Below are 19,058 nucleotides of genomic sequence, written 5' to 3' on the forward strand. Positions count from 1 at the left end.
ATCGCAGGGGGATCCGCCGTGGCGCGGCGGCCGGGCGGGGGCCCGGGCCCGGCGACCCGCCGACCCGGCGGCGTACCCCGGGTGATGTCGGCGGGCCTGCCTACCCTGGCGGCATGACATCGACCACGGCCTTCCCGGCCCGCATCTCCATCGTCACCCTCGGCGTGGCGGACCTCGCCCGGTCCGTCGCCTTCTACGAGGCGCTCGGCTGGCGCCGGTCGTCGGCCTCCAGTCCGGAGATCGTCTGGTTCCGCACCGCGGACTCGGTGCTCGGCCTGTTCCCCGTCGACGAGCTGGCCGCGGACGCGGGGGTGCCGTCCGGCGGGGAGCCGTCCTTCCGCGGCGTCACCCTGGCGGTCAACCTGGAGTCGCCCGACGTGGTGGACGCCGCCCTCGCCGCGGCCGTCGAGGCGGGCGCCACCGTGGTCAAGCCCCCGGCGACGACCTCGTGGGGCGGCTACTCCGGGTACTTCGAGGACCCGGACGGCCACCTGTGGGAGCTGGCCCACAACCCGTTCTTCCCCTTCACCGCGGACGGCAGCCTCGACCTGCCGTGACGCACCGGGGCGGCCCGGCCGGTCAGCCCTGCCCCTGCTGCGACCTGGCCTTGAACGCCGCCTTCCGGGCCTCCTTGGCGACCTGCCGGTCGAGGTGGAGTTCGCCGACGGTCTCCAGCACCTGCACGGTGAAGGGGTGCGGCACCCGCCAGAGCTCGCCGAAGTAGCTCGCCGGGTTGTCGGTGACGGGCAGCTCGGCGACGAGCGGCCGCAGCTGCGCGGCGTCGCCGCGGGTGGCGAGGAGGACCGCGGCGATGCCGTCGACGGTGCGCCACAGGGCGACGGGCCGCTCGGGGGCGGCGACGTCGGCTCCGTGCCCGCGGAGCGTCTCGCGGGCGAGGCCGCCGAGCTCGGGGTCGTCCACGACCTCGGTCAGGGCCGGGTCGGCGGCGGCACCCAGCAGGGAGAGCCCGAGCTCGCAGTGCATCCGGCGGACGGGCCCGTACGCGTCGCGTCCGCGGGCGGCGTCGAGGAGGTCGCGGGCCGCGTCGGCGGGCTCCCGCAGGGCGAGCCAGACGGTGATCTCCCGGTCGGGGATCACGTTGGCCGACTCGGCGAGGCCGCTCAGCAGGGCGGCCGCGTCACCGCGGGCGAGGTCGCCGATCAGGGGGGCGTCGTAGCCGTCGGCGAGGAGCCACTCGCGCACGCCGTACTGGCCGAGCGGGGTGAGGCGGACGAGGCCGAAGCGGCCGGTGTCCTCCTCGGAGCCCGGGTCCGGGACGGCCACGGGCGCGGCGGCGTCCTCGGCGTCCTCCTCCTCGAAGAGGTCCGGGTCGATCGGCCGGTGCTCGACGACGCCGAGCTCGGCGAGGTCGGCGAGCATCGGGTCGAGCATGACCATGAGGTCGGTGATCTCGCCGAGCATCGCCTCGTCCGGCTCCTCGCCGTCGGGCACGACGAGGAGGGCGGCGAGCACCCCGAGGGGCACCGTCTCGTCGCCCGGCTCGGCGAACGCCGTGAGCTCGTAGAGCACCTGCAGGGCCTCGTCGAGGATCTCGGCCGCGGCCTCGCCGGCCTCCTCGACCTCGGCGAGGCCGCGCTCGTCGCCGTCCTCCCCGTCCTCGTCGGCGCCCTCGGCGGACTCGCCGTCGAGGTCCAGCGAGTCGGCCTCGACGGCGAGCTCCCGGACGATGCCGGCGGCGGTCAGCCACAGGTCGAGGACGACGGCGGGGTCGCCGCCCTCGGCGTCGGCGGCCTCCTCCATGGGCACGGCCACGTGCTCGCCGGCCCGGGTGGTGCCGAGCTCGACGAGGTCGAGGTCGCACGCCAGGGACCAGGCCCGCATGGCCTCGACGACGGCCTCCTCGGGCACGTCGCCCTCCTCGGGGGCGAGGCCGACGAGCCGGGCGGCGGGCTCGCGGTCGGCCTCCACCAGGTCGCCGAACTCGTCGACGACGCGGTGCGGCGCCGACCAGCGGGCCAGCTTCAGGGCGTGCGCGAGGAGCGGCACGGCGAGCGCGGCCGCGGTGAGCTCCTGCTCGGAGGGCAGTTCGATCGGGGGGACGAGCACCGCGGTGTCGTCGAGGTCCTCGTCGTCCTCGTCCCGGCCGCCTGCGCCGTAGAGCTCGGCCAGGTCGTAGTCGGCGGGCAGCAGGCTTCCCGCCGGTGCCGCCTGCGGCCCGGACTGGGCCGAGTGGTCGGGGGTGGTGCGGCGTCGTCCGGCCATGGTTGGCGATCTCCCGTGGTGGCTGTGGTGCGGCCCGGGCCGTCGCGTGTCGGCCCATCCACTCAGCGTATCGGGCGGGGCGGTCCGCCGCCCGACCCGGCGGGCGCGTGCCGCTCCCCGGGGTGCCCCGTGCGGGTGGCGCGCGACCGTCCGGTCCGTGGGACAGGCCTTGCGCGGGAGCGCGTATCCTGCTTCGGGCGCCGTGCACACCCCGCGCGGACCCTCCCGGGCAACGATGCCCGCTCCCCTCCGCAGCCGGTCCCCGGCCGGAGGGCACCCCCGCACACCGCCCCATCCGGGCTGCGGACCGCGGCCACCACCCCGGGCCACGGCCTTCCCCGGTGGTGCCCGGCCACAGGAGATCCCTGCCATGGCGGACCTCTCCCCCGCCGGCCCCGGCCTGCGCTCCGCGCAGTACCCCGGGCGCCGACTGTCGGAGGCCCTGCTCCCCCCTGAGCTCGCCCCGCGCACCCAGCTGCAGCTGGCGGCGATCAGCCGCTGGAACGCCGTGCGCGGCATCCGGGTCGGCCTGGTGGCCGCCGCGCTGCTCCTCATGCTGGTCGGCGCCAACCTGGCCACGCCGATCTATCCCGTCCTGCAACAGCGGCTGGGTCTGACGCCGCTGCACACCACCGTGCTGTTCACGGTGTACGTCTTCGCCCTGGTGCCGGTGCTGGCGGCGGTCGGCCACTGGTCGGACCACCTGGGGCGGCGGGCCCTGATCCTGCCCGCGGTGGCCCTGGCGGCCGCGGGAGACGTCGTCTTCGCGCAGGCGGACAGCTTCGCGACGCTGGTCGCTGGCCGCGCGGTGCAGGGCGTGGCGGTGGGCCTGTCGACCGGTGCGGCGGGCGCCGCGCTGGGCGACCTGCTGCCCGACCGGCCGTCGCTGGCGGCCAGGCTGACGCTGGCGTGTTCGGCGGGCGGGGTGGCGCTGGGCCCGGTGGTCGGCGCGAGCCTGGCGACCGGCGCCGACCCGCTGCTGACGCCGTTCCTGCTGCACGCGATCGCGCTGCTGGTGCTGTGCGTGCCGCTGGCCCTGGTGCACCCGCGGATGCCGGGCCGGGAGCGTCCGCCGGCCTCGCCGCCGCGGGTGACGACGCCGGCGCACCTGCGCCCGCGCCGGCTGCGGCTGCCGCGCAGGGGACGCCGGGAGTTCCTGCTGGCAGCCGGTGCGGGCTTCGTCTCGTACGCGGTGTTCGGGGTGTACCTGAGCCTGGCGCCGGCGTTCGCCGCGGACCTGCTGCACTCCCGGTCGCTGCTGACCGGTGCGGTGGTGGCGGCGCTGCTGCTGGGCTCGTCGGCGGCCGCCCAGCTGCTGGTGCCGCCGACGGCGGACCGGCAGGTGGTGGCCCTCGGCCTGGCCGGCCTGGCGGCCGGGCTGGCGCTGGTGGTGGCGGCGGGCTGGTCGGGCACACCGGCCCTGCTGTTCGTCGGCAGCGTGCTGGGCGGCGCGTGCCAGGGGGTGGCGTTCCGGTCGCTCTTCACGACGGCGGTCGGGGCGATGGACCCGGAGCGCCGGGGCAGCGAGATGTCGGCGCTCTGGGTGATCGTCTACCTGGGGAGTTCGCTGCCGATCGTGCTGGTCGGGGCGCTGACCCGCCGCTACGGCCTGCTGCCGGCGGTGAGCGGGTTCGCCTCGGTGGCCGCGGTGGTGTGCGTGGGGCTGGCGGTGGCCGTGGTGCTGCGGCCCGGGCCGCCCGCACCGTAGTCGTAGCCGTCGTCGCTGTTCGAACCGAACGAGCCGGAGACGCCGGCCGCGATGCCGAGCACGAGGAAGAGCACGACCAGGGCCTTGGCGCCGCCGGTCAGCATCAGCGGCCGGGTCGCCGAGCGGGGGGCGGCCACCGGCAGCAGCCCGTCGTCGCCGAACAGCCGCTTCGGGTAGGCGGAGGTCAGCATCAGCGCGTACGCGGAGAAGCGCATCGCGTAGCGCAGGATCGCCGCGGTCGCGCCGAAGAGCGGCTGCGGCATCCGGCCGAGCACGAGCACGATCAGCCAGAGGACGAAGCTCACCGCGTACCAGCCGCTCACGGCGAGGCTCTGCACGATCGCCGCGGGGATCATGAGGATCAGGCGGAAGAACACCGCGAGCCGGTTGAGCTCGCCGGGCCGCAGCTCCACCCGGACGAGATGGTCGTTGCCGTCCCAGGCGAACGGCGGGTAGTCGTCGACCAGCAGCATCGCGGAGGCGCGCACCCGGGTGTCGTACGCGACGAAACCGGCGAGGTAGCGCTCGACCGGGTCGGGCAGCCGGCCGAGCACGAGCGCGCCGAACCAGCCGACGATCGCCGCGGGCACGGCGAGCACCGAGAGCACCCAGACGACGACGAACTGCGGGATCAGCAGGAGCCAGCGCAGCAGGACGGTCCACCGGCGCTGGCGGTCCGGGCCCGGGACGTCGAGCTCGGGGAGGAACTCCAGCGGCCCGGTGGCGCCTTCGGGGGCCTGCCAGGTACCTGTCGCCACGATGTGCTCCTGTTCGTCGACCGTGCGGACAGGGAGCATTCCCAGCCGGGCGGGCGGGCGATACCCGGCGCTCCCCGGACGGAGCAAGGACCGGGCGCGGCACGGGCGGCGGCGGAGCGGGCGCGCGCGGGCGGAAACGCCGCTGCCCCCGCCCGGTGGGGCGGGGGCAGCGGCGGCCCGTGCGGGACGGGTCAGACGTTGAAGCCGAGCGCGCGGAGCTGGTCGCGGCCCTCGTCGGTGATCTTGTCCGGGCCCCACGGCGGCATCCAGACCCAGTTGATCCGGAGGTCCTTGACGAGGCCGTCGGTGGCCGTCTTCGCCTGGTCCTCGATGACGTCGGTCAGCGGGCAGGCCGCCGAGGTGAGCGTCATGTCGATGGTGGCGATGTCGCCCTCGTCGATGTGGATGCCGTAGATCAGGCCGAGGTTGACGACGTCGATGCCGAGCTCGGGGTCGACGACGTCCATGAGGGCCTCGTGGAGGTCCTCGACGGACACGGTGCCCGCACTGGTGAAGGCCACCTGGCCCTCGGCGACGGCGGGGGCGCCGTCGTCCGTGACGGCCTGGCCGGCCGGGGTCTCGCTGTCACTCATGGGAGTCCGTCCGTTTCAGTCGTTGATGGCGGGCTGGGCGCCGAGGGCCTGGGCGGTGGCGTCCTTCCATGCCATCCAGCTCAGCAGCGCGCACTTCACCCGGGCGGGGTACTTGGAGACGCCGGCGAACGCGACCGCGTCCTCCAGCACCTCCTCGTCGCCCTCGCCCTGGCCCCTGCTCTGCATCAGCGCCAGGAACGCCTCCTGGACGGCCTGGGCGTCGCCGACGCTCTTGCCGACCACCAGGTCGTTGAGCACCGATGCGCTGGCCTGGCTGATCGAGCAGCCCTGCGACTCGTAGCTGACGTCCGCGACGGTGGACCCGTCGAGCCGCACGCGCAGGGTGATCTCGTCGCCGCAGGTGGGGTTGACGTGGTGCACCTCGGCGTCGCCCTCCCGCAGCCCCTTGCCGTGGGGGTTGCGGTAGTGGTCCAGGATGATCTCCTGGTACATCGAGTCGAGCTTCATTCCGTCACCTCAGCCGAAGAAGTTGCGGACGTGGTGCAGGCCGTCGATCAGTGCGTCGACCTCCGCCGGCGTCGAGTACAGGTAGAACGACGCCCGGGTGGTCGCCGGAATTCCGTACCGCAGGCAGACGGGGCGCGCGCAGTGGTGGCCGACGCGCACGGCGATGCCCTGCTCGTCGAGCACCTGGCCCACGTCGTGCGGGTGGATGTCACCGAGCGTGAAGGAGATCGCGGCACCGCGGTCGACGGCCGTGCGCGGGCCGATGATGCGCAGGTCCGGCACCTCCAGCAGGCGCTCGACCGCGTAGGCGGTGATCGCGTGCTCGTGCGCGGCGATGTTCGCCATGCCGATGTCGGTGAGGTAGTCCACCGCCGCGCCGAGGCCCACGGCCTGGGCGATCGGCGGGGTGCCGGCCTCGAACTTGTGCGGCGCCGGGGCGTAGGTGGACGAGCCCATGGTGACGGTCTCGATCATCTCGCCGCCGCCGAGGAACGGCGGGAGGTCCTCCAGCAGCTCCTGACGGCCCCACAGGACGCCGATGCCCGTCGGGGCGAGCATCTTGTGGCCGGTGAAGGCGACGAAGTCGGCCTCCAGCGCCTGCACGTCCATCACCATGTGCGGGGCCGCCTGCGAGGCGTCGATGAGCACCAGGGCGCCGACCGACTGGGCCTTGCGGACGATGGCCTCGACCGGGTTGACCGTGCCGAGCAGGTTGGAGACCAGCGTGAAGGAGACGATCTTCGTCTTCTCCGTGATGAGCTCGTCGATGTTCGACAGGTCGAGCCGGCCCTCGTCGGTCAGCCCGAACCACCGCAGCTTCGCGCCGGTGCGCTGCGAGAGCAGCTGCCACGGCACGATGTTGGAGTGGTGCTCCATCTCGGTGATGACGATCTCGGCGTCCGCGTCGACCCGGTAGGGCTCGTCGGCCCAGCCCAGCATGTTCGCGACCAGGTTGAGCGACTCCGAGGCGTTCTTGGTGAAGATCACCTCGTCCCGGCTCGGCGCGTTGATGAACGCCGCGACCTTGTCGCGGGCGCCCTCGTACAGCGCCGTGGCCTCCTCCGCCAGCACGTGCACACCGCGGTGCACGTTGGCGTTGTGCCGCTCGTAGTACGCCGTCATCGCTTCCAGCACCTGACGCGGCTTCTGCGAGGTGGCCGCGTTGTCGAGGTACACCAGCGGCTTGCCGTCGTGCAGGACGCGCTGCAGGATCGGGAAGTCCTTGCGGATCGCGTCGGTGTCCAGAAGCCCGGTCAGCGCCGAGCCGGGGAGTGTCGTCACTCGGAAGCGCCGCCCTTCACGTAGCTCTCGTAGCCCTCTTCCTCCAGCTTGTCGGCCAGTTCGGCGCCGCCGGACTCGACGATGCGGCCGGCCGAGAAGACGTGGACGTAGTCGGGCTTGATGTACCGCAGGATGCGGGTGTAGTGCGTGACCAGCAGGGTGCCGACCTCGCCGGTGGAGCGCACCCGGTTGATGCCCTCGGAGACGACGCGCAGCGCGTCGACGTCCAGGCCGGAGTCGGTCTCGTCGAGGATCGCGATCTTCGGCTTGAGGAGCTCCAGCTGGAGGATCTCGTGGCGCTTCTTCTCGCCGCCGGAGAAGCCCTCGTTGACGTTGCGCTCGGCGAAGGCCGGGTCCATCTGGAGCGCGGCCATGGCCTCCTTGACCTCCTTCACCCAGGTGCGCAGCTTGGGGGCCTCGCCGCGGACGGCGGTGGCGGCGGTGCGCAGGAAGTTGGAGACGGAGATGCCGGGCACCTCGACCGGGTACTGCATGGCGAGGAAGACGCCCGCGCGGGCCCGCTCGTCGACCGCCATGGCCAGTACGTCCTCGCCGTCGAGGAGCACCTCGCCGCCGGTGACGGTGTACTTCGGGTGGCCGGCCAGCGAGTAGGCGAGGGTCGACTTGCCGGAGCCGTTGGGGCCCATGATGGCGTGGGTCTCGCCCTGCTTCACGGTCAGGTCGACGCCGCGGAGGATCTCGCGCGGGCCGGACTCGGCCTCGACGGAGACGTGCAGGTCGCGGATTTCAAGCGTTGCCATGGGTACTCAGGACTCCTGGTTGACGGAGACGAGCACATCGTCCCCTTCGATCTTGACGGGGTAGACGGCGACCGGCTTGGTGGCGGGCAGCCCGGACGGCTTGCCGGTGCGCAGGTCGAAGCTCGATCCGTGCAGCCAGCACTCGATCATGCAGTCCTCGACCTCGCCCTCCGAGAGCGACACGTTCGCGTGCGAGCAGATGTCGTTGACCGCGAACACCCCCTCGTCGGTGCGGACGACGGAGACCGGCACACCGTTGAGCTCGACCCGCCGGGGCACGTCCTCGGCGAGCTCGCTCAGCGCACAGGCGCGGAGGAAGCTCATGCCACGTTCGCTTCCAGCTCGGCCTCGATCTTCTCCATGAGGTGCGCCTGGATCTCGGTGACGCCGATCTGCTGGACCAGCTCGGCGAAGAAGCCGCGGACCACCAGGCGGCGGGCCTCCTCGGCCGGGATGCCGCGGGCCTGCAGGTAGAACAGCTGCTCGTCGTCGAAGCGGCCGGTCGCGGAGGCGTGGCCGGCGCCGACGATCTCGCCGGTCTCGATCTCCAGGTTGGGGATCGAGTCGACGCGGGCACCGTCGGTGAGCACCAGGTTGCGGTTGAGCTCGTAGGTGTCGGTGCCGAGCGCGGCGGCGCGGATCAGCACGTCGCCGACCCAGACCGCGTGGGCGTCCTGGCCCTGGAGCGCGCCCTTGTAGACCACGTTGGACCGGCAGTGCGGCGTGTCGTGGTCGATGACCAGGCGGTGCTCCAGGTGCTGGCCGGCGTCGGCGAAGTACAGGCCGAACAGCTCGGCCTCGCCGCCGGGCGCCGCGTAGGTCACCCGGGGGTGCAGGCGCACGACGTCGCCGCCGAAGGTGACGACCACGGACTTGAAGGTGGCGTCGCGGCCGACGAGCGCGGTGTGCTGCGCCACGTGCACCGCGTCGCGCTCCCAGTCCTGCACGGAGACGAAGGTGAGCTTCGCGCCCTCGCCGACGAGCAGCTCGACGTTGGCGGCGCGGGTGCCGGTGCCGGTGTGGTTGATCACCACGACGGCCTCGGCGAACGCCTTGACGTCGACGACCACGTGGCCGAAGCGGACGCCGCCCTCGCCGTGCACGTCGATGCGGACCGGCTCGGTGAGCACCGACTCCTTGGGCACGGTGACGACCAGGGCCTGCTCGAAGGCGCTGAACGCCTGCGCGGCCACCCGGTCGACCGGCTTGCCGGCGGTGCCGATGCGGGCGTCGTCCCGGCCGACGGTCTCCGCCGTGACGCCGTCGGGCAGGCCGAACTCGACCTTGTCCTGGCCGGTGGCGTGCTCCGCGGCGGTGCCGTCGTGCAGGCCGGCGAGGCGGTGCAGCGGGGTGAACCGCCAGTCCTCCTCGCGGCCGTGCGGCACCGGGAAGTCGTTCACGTCGTAGGACGGCTTGACCGCGACGCGGGCGTCGATCGGCTGCTGCACGGAGGCCCGGCCGGTGCCGGGGCCGGCCAGCTGCGCACCGGCGCCGGCGGTGCCGACCTCGATCGAACCGGCGGTGGTGGCGCCGCTGGGGGTGTTGACGTCAGCCATGGCTGTCGTGGTGCTCTCTTCCTCGGATGGTGGATGGAACGCGGGTCGGAGCGGCGTCAGCCGACCGAGCCCTCCATCTGCAGCTCGATCAGCCGGTTGAGCTCCAGCGCGTACTCCATGGGCAGCTCGCGGGCGATCGGCTCGACGAAGCCGCGGACGATCATCGCCATCGCCTCGGTCTCGGCCATGCCGCGGCTCATCAGGTAGAAGAGCTGGTCCTCGCTGACCTTGGAGACGGTCGCCTCGTGGCCCATCGACACGTCGTCCTCGCGGACGTCGACGTACGGGTACGTGTCGGAGCGGGAGATGGTGTCGACCAGGAGCGCGTCGCACAGCACGTTGGACTTGGCGCCGTGCGAGCCCTCGCCGATCTCGATCAGACCGCGGTAGGAGGTGCGGCCGCCGCCGCGGGCCACCGACTTGGAGACGATCGACGACGAGGTGTTCGGCGCCATGTGGACCATCTTCGCGCCGGCGTCCTGGTGCTGGCCCTCGCCCGCGAAGGCGATGGAGAGCGTCTCGCCCTTGGCGTGCTCGCCCATCAGGTAGACGGCCGGGTACTTCATGGTGACCTTGGAGCCGATGTTGCCGTCGACCCACTCCATGGTCGCGCCCTCGTACGCCACGGCACGCTTGGTGACCAGGTTGTAGACGTTGTTCGACCAGTTCTGGATCGTCGTGTAGCGGCAGCGGCCGCCCTTCTTCACGATGATCTCGACGACCGCGGAGTGCAGGGAGTCCGAGGAGTAGATCGGGGCGGTGCAGCCCTCGACGTAGTGGACGTAGGCGTCCTCGTCGACGATGATCAGCGTCCGCTCGAACTGGCCCATGTTCTCGGTGTTGATCCGGAAGTAGGCCTGGAGCGGGATTTCGACGTGCACGCCCTTCGGCACGTAGATGAACGAGCCGCCGGACCACACGGCCGTGTTCAGCGCGGCGAACTTGTTGTCGCCCGCCGGGATCACGGTGCCGAAGTACTCCTCGAAGAGCTCCGGGTGCTCCTTCAGCGCGGTGTCGGTGTCCATGAAGATGACACCCTGCGCCTCCAGCTCCTCGTTGATCTGGTGGTAGACGACCTCGGACTCGTACTGCGCGGCGACACCGGCGACGAGGCGCTGCTTCTCCGCCTCCGGGATGCCGAGCTTGTCGTACGTCGCCTTGATGTCGGCGGGCAGGTCCTCCCAGGACTCGGCCTGCTTCTCGGTGGAGCGCACGAAGTACTTGATGTTGTCGAAGTCGATGCCCGTCAGGTCGGAGCCCCAGGTCGGCATGGGCTTCTTGCCGAAGAGCTTCAGACCCTTGAGGCGCAGGTTGAGCATCCAGTCGGACTCGCTCTTCTTCGACGAGATGTCGCGCACGACATCCTCGCTGAGACCGCGCTTGGCGACCGCGCCGGCCGCGTCGGAGTCGGCCCAGCCGTACTCGTAGGTGCCCAGGCCTTCGAGCTCGGGGTGTGCGATGTCAGTCATGCGAGGTTCCTCCGCGCGGACGAGCCGATTCGTTGGGGGACGTAGGGGGCGTACCGGCAGTCGGCACGGCACCGGGCGCCCGCTCGGCGGCGGACGACGGTGCGGCACCGGATGCCGGCACATACGTGGTGCAGACCCCGTCGCCGTGGGCGATGGTGGCCAGCCGTTGGACGTGGGTGCCCAGGAGCTGCGAGAAGACCTCGGTCTCGGCCTCGCACAGCTGCGGGAACTGCTCGGCGATGTGCGCCACCGGGCAGTGGTGCTGGCAGAGCTGGGCACCCGGCGGCGTCTTCGCCGCGGCCGCCGACGGCACGCGCCGCACCGTGGCAGCGTACCCGTCGGCGCTGAGGGCCTCGGCGAGCGCCTCGGCGCGACCGCCGGAGCCGGCCCGCTCCAGACTGCTGCGGTACTTCTGGCCCTGCTTGGCGAAGCGGGCCCGGGCGAAGGCGGCGACCGCCTCCTCGCCCGCGGTGCCGCCGCCCACCGACTCGGAGATCCAGCGCAGCGCGTCGGCGGCGAGCTGGTCGTACGCCTGGTAGAAGGCGTCCCGGCCGGATTCGGTGAGGCCGAAGACCCTGGCCGGACGGCCCCGGCCGCGGCTGCCGTAGACCCGCTGCTCGCGGGACTCGACGAGGCCTGCGGCGGCCAGCGAGTCCAGGTGGCGGCGGACGGCTGCGGCGGTCAGGCCCAGGCGGCCGGACAGGTCGACGGCCGAGGAGGGGCCGTGGTCGAGGATCGAGCGGGCGACCCGGTCACGGGTGGCCCGGTGACCCTCCAGCAGCACCTCCGTCGCGGTCGCGGGCACGGCACAGCCGGGGGCCGGCTCGGCCACCCTGTCCTGTGCGGGATGCTCGCGCATGTTTTTCACAACACCATTGTTGCGTAATTCGTTCCGGAGGGACAAGCCGTGATCCACACCTCACCGGTGGCGTCAGTCACGCAGGTAAGCCTTACCTGACCTGCGAGGACGATCACTGCGGGGCGGTGTGCGGGACGCCCGCACACCCCTCCTACACTCGCCGGTATGCGACTCGAACCCGCCGTAGAGGTGGCCGGGCTGGTCAAACGGTACGGCGAGAAGACGGCCGTCGACGGCCTGGACCTCACCATCGCCCGTGGCACCGTCACCGCCGTGCTCGGCCCCAACGGCGCCGGCAAGACCACCACGATCGAGACCTGCGAGGGCTACCGCCGCCCCGACGCCGGGCGCGTCCGCGTGCTCGGCCTCGACCCGGTCGCCGACGCCGCCGCCCTGCGGCCGCGGATCGGCGTGATGCTGCAGGCCGGCGGCGTCTACCCCGGCGCCCGCGCCGTCGAGATGCTCCGGCACACCGCCGGCCTGTACGCCGACCCGCTCGACGTGCCCGCCCTCGTCGAACGCCTCGGTCTCGGCAGCTGCGGACGCACCCCCTACCGCCGGCTCTCCGGCGGCCAGCAGCAGCGGCTCGCCCTCGCCATGGCCGTCGTCGGCCGCCCCGAGCTCGTCTTCCTCGACGAGCCCACCGCCGGCCTCGACCCGCAGGCCCGCCGCGCCACCTGGGAACTCGTCCGCGAGCTCCGGACCGCCGGCGTCACCGTCGTCCTCACCACCCACCACATGGACGAGGCCGAGCAGCTCGCCGACGAGGTCGCCATCGTCGACCACGGCCGCGTCATCGCCACCGGCACCCCCGCCGAGCTGTGCCGGGCCGAGGCCGGCGTGCGCTTCGACGCCCCGGCCGGGCTCGACCTCGACACGCTCCGCGCCACCCTCCCGGCCGGCGCCGCCGCCACCGAGCCCGCCCCGGGCACCTACCGGGTCGAGGCCCCGGTCGACCCGCAGCTGCTCGCCACCGTCACCGCCTGGTGCGCCGGCGCCGGCGTCATGCCGGAGAGGCTGGCCGTCGAACGGCGCGGCCTGGAGGACGTCTTCCTGGAACTCACCGGACGGGATCTGCGCTCGTGACCGACCACACGCCCCGCCCGGGCGCCGCCCCCGTCGGCAGGATGCTGCTCGCGCAGACCTCGCTGGAGACGCGGATGCTCCTGCGCAACGGCGAGCAGCTGCTGCTCACCGTGATCATCCCGACCGTGCTGCTCGTGCTGTTCAGCGCCGTCGACGTCGTCGCGGCGGAGGGCCCCGGCAAGCGCGTCGACTTCCTGGCACCCGGCCTGCTGGCCCTCGCCGTGATGTCCACCGCCTTCACCGGCCAGGCCATCGCCACCGGCTTCGAACGCCGCTACGGCGTCCTGAAGCGGCTCGGCGCCACCCCGCTCCCCCGCTGGGCGCTGCTCACCGCCAAGACCGGCTGCGTGCTCGTCACCGAGGTGCTGCAGGTGGCCCTGCTGTCGGCCGTCGCGCTGGCGCTCGGCTGGTCACCGCACGGCAACCCGCTCGCGGTCGCCGGGCTGCTGGTGCTGGGCACCGCGGCGTTCTCCGGTCTCGGCCTGCTGATGGCCGGCACCCTGCGGGCGGAGGCCACGCTCGCCGCCGCCAACCTCGTCTTCGTCCTGCTGCTGCTCGCGGGCGGCGTCGTCGTGCCGCTGTCGAAGTTCCCCGGCGCGGTGCGCCCGGTGCTGGAACTCCTGCCGATCTCCGCGCTCTCGGACGGGCTGCGCTCGGTGCTCCAGCACGGTGCCGGGGCGCCCTGGTCGGACCTCGGCGTCCTCGCGGTCTGGGCGGTGCTGGGCCTGGCCGCCGCGGCCCGCTGGTTCCGCTGGGAGTGAGCCGCCGCCGCCCTGGCGTGCCGGTGCCCCCGGTCCCGCGGAGTCTCCGCGGGACCGGGGGCACCGTCGTGTCAGGCCCGGCGCCGGCGTGCGGCGACGGCGATCCCGGCACCGGCGGCGAGCACCACCGCACCGCCGATCGCGATCGGGACGACGCCCGCGGCGCCGGTGAAGGCGAGCCCGCCGCCGGTGGTGCCGCCCGTGCCCGTGGCGGGCGGGGAGGCCGGGGCGGAGCCGCTGCCGGACGGGGTCGGCGACGGCGTGCCGCCACCGGTCGTGGTGCCGCCCGTCGTGCCGCCGGTGGTGGTCGTCCCGCCGGTCGTGGTGGTGCCGCCGGTCGTGGTGGTGCCGCCGGTGGTGGTGGTGCCCGGGGTGGAGCCGGACGGCACCGGGGTCGGCGTGTCCGTGCCCGGCAGGCAGCCGGTGAACGGGTAGTGGTGCGTCTCGGCACCGCCGCCGCCCTTGAGCGACTTGGCGACGACCGAGCCGTTGACCGGACCGCCGGTGCCCAGGTCGAAGGCGGCGTTCGGGGCGAGCACACTGCCCGGCCAGGCGTTGCCGCTGTTCTTGACGACCTTGGTGGCGGTCGGCAGGTTCCACAGCAGCCCGGCGCGGACGGCACCGCCGGACGCGCTCTGCGTCTTGTCGTCGAGGACGTACTTCTTCTTCGCCGCGTCCCACAGGAAGAACCCGGTGGTGCGGGCCGCCGCCTGGTCGTACGAGGCGCCGGTGACGCTGACGACGGTGGCCGCGCCGGCCGGCACGTGGAGGTAGACCTCCTTGGCGCCCTGGAGCTGGGCGGCCGTCAGCACGAAGGAGTTGAAGGACGCGTCCGTGCCGGTGAGGGTCAGCGTGTCGCCGGAGGCCTTGACGGTGACGCCCGCCGAGGGGTTCAGGGCGAGCTGCGCGGAGACCTTCCGCAGGTGGGTGAACTCGGCCCCGAAGTCGATCGGCGAGGCGCCGTGCACGATCTTGCCGCGGTGGGCCTCGGCGACACCGGCGAGGGTGCCGGCGTACACGCCGTTGCCCTTCATCACGTACACGGGGCCCTTGAGGTTGCCGCCGACGACGAGCGTGTTGCCGCCCGGCAGGGCCTTGACCTGCCCGTCCGTCAGTTCGTTGGCGACCGAGAAGCCGCCGCGGAAGTCGGCGTCGCCACCGACGGCCACCGCGCCCTCGGCGTCGGGGCTGTGCGTGTCGTCGCCCTCGACGAACTCGCCGTACAGGCCGGCCGTGCCGAGGCCCCGGCACTGGCCCGCGCCGGGCGAGGCCTGTGCGGCGGGGGCGGCGGCGAGGACCGCGAGGGCGAGGGAGCCGCCGAGGGCGAGGGCGGCGGCAGGTCGGGATATGCGCATGGAACAGGACTCCGCGGTGCGAAAGGGGTGGATCACCCCGCACTCTCCCGGGCAGCCCGACGAATGGTCAAGACCACTGGGTGCTCTGCCCCGTACGCCCCTTTTGCCCCCCGCGCCCGCGCCGCCCCTCAGCCGCGCGGCGCCGGGTGGCCGAACCGGTGGGCTCCGATCGCCGCCACGGCCGCCGCGGCCGCCGCGGCCGAGCTGTCGACCCGCCAGTCCGTCCGGTACGCACTGCCCGGCCAGTCCTTGCGCAGGTCGAACCAGACCAGCCCGACCAGCCCCTCGGTCGCGGCCGCCCCCTTGAACAGGTCCGCGATCTGCCGCGCCTTGTGCGGGCCCTCGGCCACGCCCGTCTCGGAGATCACCAGCGGCTTGCGGGTGAAACCGCGCAGCTCCCGCGCCATCGGGGCGAACAGGCTGCCGTACGCGCTGCCGTCCTCCGGGCCGTAGTAGCCGACCATGCCCACCCAGTCCGTGTAGGCGTCCCCCGGGTAGTAGGGGCGGGAGCCCACCGAGGAGTGCTGGTCCGACACGTGCGGGGACCACACCCAGAGCACGTTGGAGACACCGTGGTCCGCGAAGAGGCCGTGCACGTGGCGCCAGGCCCGGACGAAGTCGGCGGCGGTGGCCCTGCCGGGGCCCCAGGGGTTCCAGGCGCTGTTCATCTCGGGCGCGAGCGCGATCGCCAGCGGTCCTCCGTAGGAGGCGACCCGGTCGGCGAACTCCGCCAGGTAGTCGTCCTGGTCGCCGTCGGCGATGGCGGCGAGCGGCGTCTCCCCCGGCACCCAGGAGATCAGCGGTACCTGCCCGGCCGCCCACAGCGCGGCGTTGCCGGCCGGGTCGAAGGCGGCGCCCCACAGCAGGTAGTACTCCCGGAGGTCGGGCTTGCGGCCGGTCTTCGCGGCGAAGGCGTCCACCGGCGCGGGGTCGCCCGGGCCGCCCTCCGAGGCGACGCCGATCATCCGGCCCTGCGGGGTGCGCAGCAGGGCCGCGTCGTAGGAGGCGGGCCCTTCCGGAGCGCCCGGCTCCGACTCCTCGGACTCCTCCGGCCCGTCGCCCTGCCCGCCGGGGTGCGCCCCGGCGGGCACCGCGTCCGGCACGAGCCGTTCGCTCGAACAGGCGGTGACGAGCAGCAGCGGCAGCACGACGGCGGCGAGGATCCGGGCCGCCGCCGCACCCGCCCCGCCGGTGGCCGAAAGTCGTCTGATCACGGGCCTGTCCGATCCTGTGCCGATACCGACCTCGCAAGGCGCGCGAAGTGTTCGGGCATCCTACGAGGTTGACCGGGCCCGGCCGAAAACGAGCCCCCGACGTCTCAATCCGGTCACAAGGGCTCCGCATATGTCTACACATCGGACATTGACACCGATTCAGGTCCAGCAGGTCCACTACGGTCTCGATGGCGGTGCCTGTGCCCGCCCAGCGCCTGACCTGGAAGGGCCCGGAGCCACCTTGTCCACCTCCTCACAACGGACCGCCGACCCGACCGGGACCCGGGTGTCCCCACCGGTGACCGCCGGACCCGAGGCCGCGCCGGTCTTCGTCGACCAGTCCGGCGTCCGCGGACGACGGCTCCGGCACCTGGGCTGGTTCGTCGGTGCGGGCGCCCTGCTGTTCACCGTCGGGCTCGTCGTCAGCCTCTTCGGCGCGGGCGCCCAGGCACCGCCGCTGAAGCTCCCGGACTCCCTCCGCTCACCGGCCGCGGCCGGCCCCGTGCCGCAGGCCCCCGCGGTGTCCCCGTCCGCACTGCCGTCCACGTCGGGCAGCGCCTCGGGCAGGTCCTCCGCGAAGCCCGGTGCCGGGCACTCGGGAAGCCCCTCCGCCCGGCCCGGCGGGTCGGCGTCGCGCGGCGCCGCCGCCACGACCGCGAAGAGCACCGCCACGACCGCGAAGACCGGCGCCACGCGCTCCCCCGGTACCGCGCAGACCTCCGCCGGCGCGAAGCCGAGCACCGCCACCGCCGCCGCGCACTGACCCGGCACCCTCGCCCGTTCACTTCACCGCCCACCAGGAACCCCCATGCCCCGCCCCTCGCACCGCCGGCAGACGATCCTCCGGTCGCGTCGACTAGCCGCCCCGCCGCTGCGCTTCTTCCTGCCGGTGACGCTCCTGGTCTGCCTGCTCGGCCTGATGGTGCTCCGCGGCATGGCCACCAACGAGGTGTTCCACGACACCCGCACCACCGAGTCGGCGGACAGCGGCACCGTCCCGGAGAACCTCCTGGCCGGCGGCCCGGTCGTCGACGCGCGCGGCGACCTCAACGACGACCCGGTCAGCTACTCGATCCCCGACCGCACGATCGTGCTGAGCTTCGACGACGGCCCGGATCCGCTCTGGACCCCGAAACTGCTCGACGAGCTCGCCGAACGGCACGTGCACGCGAGCTTCTTCATCACCGGCGCGATGGCCGCGCAGCACCCCGACATCGTGCGGCGCATGGTCGCCGAGGGCCACGAGATCGGCCTGCACACCTTCAGCCACCCCGACCTCTCCCTGCAGTCCAAGGCGCGGCTGACGTACGAGCTCAGCCAGACCCAGCTGGCCCTGGCCGGCGTCGCCGGGATCCACAGCTCGCTCTTCCGGCCGCCCTACTCGTCCACCGCCTCGGCGGTCGACGACTGGACCTGGCCGGTCGTCAAGGAGATCGGCTCCCGCGGCTACCTCACCACGTTCATCGACGCCGACACCGAGGACTGGCAGCGGCCCGGCGTGAAGGCCATCGTGGACGCCGCCGTCCCGAAGCAGCCCGGCAAGGGCGCCATGGTGCTGATGCACGACGCCGGCGGCGACCGCTCGCAGACCGTCGAGGCGGTCGGCACCCTGATCGACACCCTGGAGGAGCGCGGCTACCGCTTCGCCACGATCGGCGAGGCGCTCGGCGACTCCGAGACCATGGTCGAGGTGCACGGCTACCAGCTCTGGACCGGCAGGGCCTACATCTCGGCCACGCAGCTCTCGGTCGAGCTGCTGCCCTGGCTGGTGTCGCTGCTCGCCGTCGTCGGCGTCCTGGTCTTCGGCCGCTTCGCCCTCATGCTCGTGCTCTCCACCGTCCACGTGCGCCGCACCCGCAGACCCGGCTTCGGCTGGGGCCCCGCGGTCACCGGACCGGTCACCGTGCTCGTGCCCGCCTACAACGAGCAGGAGTGCATCGCCAACACCCTGCACTCGCTGAGCGCGGGCGAGCAGCCGATCGAAGTGATCGTCATCGACGACGGCTCCAGCGACGACACCGCCCGGATCGTCCGCGACCTGGACCTGCCCGGCGTACGCCTGATCACCCAGCCCAACAGCGGCAAGCCGCAGGCCCTCAACACGGGCATCGCCAACGCCTCCCACGACATCATCGTCATGATGGACGGCGACACCGTGTTCGAACCCTCCACCGTCCGCGAACTCGTCCAGCCGTTCGGCGACCCCACGGTCGGCGCCGTCGCCGGCAACGCCAAGGTCGGCAACCGCGACACCCTCATCGGCGCCTGGCAGCACATCGAGTACGTGATGGGCTTCAACCTCGACCGCCGCATGTACGACGTCCTCAACATCATGCCCACCATCCCCGGCGCGGTCGGCGCCTTCCGGCGCTCCGCCCTGGAGCGCGTCGGCGGCATGAGCGAGGACACCCTCGCCGAGGACACCGACGTCACCATGGCCCTGCTGCGGGACGGCTGGCGCATCGTCTACGCCGAGAAGGCGCGCGCCTGGACCGAGGCCCCGGCGAGCATGAACCAGCTGTGGTCCCAGCGCTACCGCTGGAGCTACGGCACCATGCAGGCGATGTGGAAGCACCGCCACGCCCTGGTCGAGCGCGGCCCCGGCGGCCGCTTCGGCCGGATCGGCCTGCCGCTCGTCGTCCTCTTCGGCGTGCTCGCCCCGCTGCTCGCCCCGCTGATCGACCTCTTCCTGCTCTACGGCATCCTGTTCGTCGACGCGCCGCGCACCCTGACCGCGTGGGGCGGCGTGCTGATCGTCCAGGGCCTGCTCGCCTACTACTCCTTCCGGCTCGACCGGGAGAAGCCTTGGCACCTCATCACTCTGCCGGTCCAACAGCTGGTGTACCGGCAGCTCATGTACCTCGTGCTGCTCCAGTCCTCGATCACCGCGCTCACCGGCGGGCGGCTGCGCTGGCAGAAACTGCGGCGCACCGGCGAGGTCTCCGCACCGATCGTGGAGGTCTGAC

General features: G+C 73.1%; 18 protein-coding genes. 6 read left to right on the forward strand and 12 right to left on the reverse strand.

Annotated elements, in window-relative coordinates:
- The first annotated feature begins 113 nt into the window (after positions 1-113).
- Positions 114-557, forward strand: coding sequence for a VOC family protein (locus OG335_RS12515; protein ID WP_405011174.1), 444 nt, complete (start codon positions 114-116; stop codon positions 555-557).
- Positions 558-579: 22 nt separating this feature from the next.
- Here OG335_RS12515 and OG335_RS12520 read toward each other — a convergent pair whose 3' ends face one another.
- Positions 580-2,223, reverse strand: coding sequence for a hypothetical protein (locus OG335_RS12520; RefSeq protein WP_405011175.1), 1,644 nt, complete (start codon positions 2,221-2,223; stop codon positions 580-582).
- A 370-nt stretch (positions 2,224-2,593) separates the two neighbouring features.
- Here OG335_RS12520 and OG335_RS12525 point away from each other — a divergent pair, with 370 nt between their 5' ends.
- Positions 2,594-3,931 (forward strand): MFS transporter, encoded by a 1,338-nt coding sequence (locus OG335_RS12525; RefSeq protein WP_405011176.1) that lies wholly within the window; start codon positions 2,594-2,596, stop codon positions 3,929-3,931.
- On the opposite strand, the gene OG335_RS12530 is transcribed toward OG335_RS12525, so the two are convergent.
- From OG335_RS12530 to OG335_RS12570, 9 genes are all read right to left on the reverse strand, one after another.
- Positions 3,826-4,689, reverse strand: a complete 864-nt coding sequence (locus OG335_RS12530) for a DUF4389 domain-containing protein (protein WP_405011177.1) — start codon at positions 4,687-4,689, stop codon at positions 3,826-3,828. The genes OG335_RS12525 and OG335_RS12530 overlap by 106 nt on opposite strands.
- Positions 4,690-4,880: 191 nt before the next feature.
- Positions 4,881-5,282, reverse strand: coding sequence for a metal-sulfur cluster assembly factor (locus OG335_RS12535; protein ID WP_405011178.1), 402 nt, complete (start codon positions 5,280-5,282; stop codon positions 4,881-4,883).
- 15 nt (positions 5,283-5,297) lie between these two features.
- Positions 5,298-5,750: a Fe-S cluster assembly sulfur transfer protein SufU gene (gene sufU, locus OG335_RS12540; RefSeq protein WP_405011179.1), complete on the reverse strand. Its 453-nt coding sequence runs from the start codon at positions 5,748-5,750 to the stop codon at positions 5,298-5,300.
- Positions 5,751-5,759: 9 nt separating this feature from the next.
- Entirely contained in the window at positions 5,760-7,007 is a 1,248-nt protein-coding gene (locus OG335_RS12545; RefSeq protein WP_405015371.1) for a cysteine desulfurase, read from the reverse strand.
- A 20-nt stretch (positions 7,008-7,027) separates the two neighbouring features.
- Complete coding sequence (sufC, locus tag OG335_RS12550; RefSeq protein WP_405011180.1) at positions 7,028-7,792, reverse strand: Fe-S cluster assembly ATPase SufC; 765 nt, start codon at positions 7,790-7,792, stop codon at positions 7,028-7,030.
- A gap of 6 nt (positions 7,793-7,798) precedes the next feature.
- On the reverse strand, positions 7,799-8,116 hold the full coding sequence (locus OG335_RS12555; protein ID WP_405011181.1) for a bifunctional 3-phenylpropionate/cinnamic acid dioxygenase ferredoxin subunit: 318 nt from the start codon (positions 8,114-8,116) through the stop codon (positions 7,799-7,801).
- Positions 8,113-9,348: a Fe-S cluster assembly protein SufD gene (gene sufD / locus OG335_RS12560; protein WP_405011182.1), complete on the reverse strand. Its 1,236-nt coding sequence runs from the start codon at positions 9,346-9,348 to the stop codon at positions 8,113-8,115. The genes OG335_RS12555 and sufD overlap by 4 nt, the downstream gene beginning before the upstream one ends.
- Before the next feature lie 56 nt (positions 9,349-9,404).
- The gene (sufB, locus tag OG335_RS12565) at positions 9,405-10,817 is read right to left on the reverse strand and encodes a Fe-S cluster assembly protein SufB (protein WP_405011183.1); all 1,413 of its coding nucleotides are present in this window, start codon (positions 10,815-10,817) and stop codon (positions 9,405-9,407) included.
- On the reverse strand, positions 10,810-11,676 hold the full coding sequence (locus OG335_RS12570; protein ID WP_405011184.1) for a helix-turn-helix transcriptional regulator: 867 nt from the start codon (positions 11,674-11,676) through the stop codon (positions 10,810-10,812). The genes sufB and OG335_RS12570 overlap by 8 nt, the downstream gene beginning before the upstream one ends.
- Before the next feature lie 165 nt (positions 11,677-11,841).
- Between OG335_RS12570 and OG335_RS12575 the strand changes: the two genes are divergently transcribed.
- Together OG335_RS12575 and OG335_RS12580 are read left to right on the forward strand one after the other, a co-directional pair.
- Positions 11,842-12,762, forward strand: a complete 921-nt coding sequence (locus OG335_RS12575; RefSeq protein WP_405011185.1) for an ABC transporter ATP-binding protein — start codon at positions 11,842-11,844, stop codon at positions 12,760-12,762.
- A gap of 41 nt (positions 12,763-12,803) precedes the next feature.
- Positions 12,804-13,523: an ABC transporter permease gene (locus tag OG335_RS12580; RefSeq protein ID WP_405015372.1), complete on the forward strand. Its 720-nt coding sequence runs from the start codon at positions 12,804-12,806 to the stop codon at positions 13,521-13,523.
- Positions 13,524-13,594: 71 nt separating this feature from the next.
- Here OG335_RS12580 and OG335_RS12585 read toward each other — a convergent pair whose 3' ends face one another.
- On the reverse strand, positions 13,595-14,878 hold the full coding sequence (locus tag OG335_RS12585) for a choice-of-anchor A family protein (protein WP_405011186.1): 1,284 nt from the start codon (positions 14,876-14,878) through the stop codon (positions 13,595-13,597).
- A gap of 128 nt (positions 14,879-15,006) precedes the next feature.
- Positions 15,007-16,092 (reverse strand): glycoside hydrolase family 26 protein, encoded by a 1,086-nt coding sequence (locus OG335_RS12590; protein WP_405011187.1) that lies wholly within the window; start codon positions 16,090-16,092, stop codon positions 15,007-15,009.
- Between the two features lie 298 nt (positions 16,093-16,390).
- Between OG335_RS12590 and OG335_RS12595 the strand changes: the two genes are divergently transcribed.
- Together OG335_RS12595 and OG335_RS12600 are read left to right on the forward strand one after the other, a co-directional pair.
- Entirely contained in the window at positions 16,391-16,855 is a 465-nt protein-coding gene (locus tag OG335_RS12595; protein ID WP_405011188.1) for a hypothetical protein, read from the forward strand.
- A 45-nt stretch (positions 16,856-16,900) separates the two neighbouring features.
- Positions 16,901-19,057, forward strand: coding sequence for a bifunctional polysaccharide deacetylase/glycosyltransferase family 2 protein (locus OG335_RS12600; RefSeq protein ID WP_405011189.1), 2,157 nt, complete (start codon positions 16,901-16,903; stop codon positions 19,055-19,057).
- Position 19,058: the final 1 nt, after the last annotated feature.

The sequence above is a fragment of the Kitasatospora sp. NBC_01539 genome (assembly GCF_045040525.1).
In the GTDB taxonomy this organism is placed as follows: domain Bacteria; phylum Actinomycetota; class Actinomycetes; order Streptomycetales; family Streptomycetaceae; genus Kitasatospora.

What these genes read in the sequence shown, in the direction of transcription:
- OG335_RS12600 (WP_405011189.1), top strand. Translation starts at nt 16,901, where the DNA reads ATGCCCCGCCCCTCGCACCGCCGGCAGACGATCCTCCGGTCGCGTCGA.
- OG335_RS12535 (WP_405011178.1), bottom strand. Translation starts at nt 5,282, where the DNA reads ATGAGTGACAGCGAGACCCCGGCCGGCCAGGCCGTCACGGACGACGGC.
- OG335_RS12575 (WP_405011185.1), top strand. Translation starts at nt 11,842, where the DNA reads ATGCGACTCGAACCCGCCGTAGAGGTGGCCGGGCTGGTCAAACGGTAC.
- OG335_RS12555 (WP_405011181.1), bottom strand. Translation starts at nt 8,116, where the DNA reads ATGAGCTTCCTCCGCGCCTGTGCGCTGAGCGAGCTCGCCGAGGACGTG.
- OG335_RS12525 (WP_405011176.1), top strand. Translation starts at nt 2,594, where the DNA reads ATGGCGGACCTCTCCCCCGCCGGCCCCGGCCTGCGCTCCGCGCAGTAC.
- OG335_RS12570 (WP_405011184.1), bottom strand. Translation starts at nt 11,676, where the DNA reads ATGCGCGAGCATCCCGCACAGGACAGGGTGGCCGAGCCGGCCCCCGGC.
- OG335_RS12515 (WP_405011174.1), top strand. Translation starts at nt 114, where the DNA reads ATGACATCGACCACGGCCTTCCCGGCCCGCATCTCCATCGTCACCCTC.
- OG335_RS12580 (WP_405015372.1), top strand. Translation starts at nt 12,804, where the DNA reads ATGCTGCTCGCGCAGACCTCGCTGGAGACGCGGATGCTCCTGCGCAAC.
- sufB (WP_405011183.1), bottom strand. Translation starts at nt 10,817, where the DNA reads ATGACTGACATCGCACACCCCGAGCTCGAAGGCCTGGGCACCTACGAG.
- sufU (WP_405011179.1), bottom strand. Translation starts at nt 5,750, where the DNA reads ATGAAGCTCGACTCGATGTACCAGGAGATCATCCTGGACCACTACCGC.
- sufC (WP_405011180.1), bottom strand. Translation starts at nt 7,792, where the DNA reads ATGGCAACGCTTGAAATCCGCGACCTGCACGTCTCCGTCGAGGCCGAG.
- sufD (WP_405011182.1), bottom strand. Translation starts at nt 9,348, where the DNA reads ATGGCTGACGTCAACACCCCCAGCGGCGCCACCACCGCCGGTTCGATC.
- OG335_RS12585 (WP_405011186.1), bottom strand. Translation starts at nt 14,878, where the DNA reads ATGCGCATATCCCGACCTGCCGCCGCCCTCGCCCTCGGCGGCTCCCTC.
- OG335_RS12520 (WP_405011175.1), bottom strand. Translation starts at nt 2,223, where the DNA reads ATGGCCGGACGACGCCGCACCACCCCCGACCACTCGGCCCAGTCCGGG.